Source organism: Succinatimonas hippei YIT 12066 (assembly GCF_000188195.1).
In the GTDB taxonomy this organism is placed as follows: domain Bacteria; phylum Pseudomonadota; class Gammaproteobacteria; order Enterobacterales; family Succinivibrionaceae; genus Succinatimonas; species Succinatimonas hippei.
In genome coordinates this window covers 1-623 of sequence record NZ_GL831015.1, presented here as the reverse complement: position 1 = coordinate 623, position 623 = coordinate 1, and the positions used below count along the sequence as shown (strand labels likewise).

The following is a 623-nucleotide window of genomic DNA, read 5'->3' as shown; positions in this document are numbered from 1 at the left end:
CCGGAAAAGGAATGGGTCATGTTTTTCCAAGCTCGCACTATAGTTCCGGCACTGACTTTAAACAGACTTAAACTGCGTTGCTCTTTTATGCATTGATTCAGCTCCTGATACAACCCGGTATAAGCCTGAGGCAGCGACAATACGGCATGAACATGCCTTACCGTATCGGCATAGCGTCCTTTGCCGTTGAGAGCTTCCCGACACCATGCTTCAGCGTCGGCACCGATGGCCCGGGCCCACTGCAGCAGCATTGAGTCTTGATTGCGGATAGAGAAAATGTCATAAATCAAATGCTCTTTTTGGGTATAATCCTCTTTGGTCGAAAGGCCGTGACGATTATCCTGACGCGGATATGCCGCAATCAAAGTGCCTTCATGAGTGAAACTTACGGTGACGGATGTCAGTTCAATCATGATTTTCTGCCTTATCCATTGAGGCGGCAGGGCATAACAATGCTGATGCAGGAGTATCCTGCCGTCGGCGGGGACGATTACCGCGGCGGTGGTGACGTAACGGTAATCCCAGCTTGACGGTAAGGTAAGCGCCGGTCTTTCGCCTTCCTCGAACAACTGCGCCCGGGATTTTTTTAATCCCCGAATCGGCCGCTGCAGCATTTTATCCGT

Annotated in this window: 1 protein-coding gene; it reads right to left on the bottom strand. The window is 50.9% G+C overall.

Annotated features, from left to right (window positions below; translation table 11 throughout):
* Positions 1 to 614: Mu transposase domain-containing protein (locus HMPREF9444_RS06475; RefSeq protein WP_148514392.1), on the bottom strand; the 614-nt coding region annotated here is incomplete at its 3' end.
* Between the last annotated feature and the right edge of the window lie 9 nt (positions 615 to 623).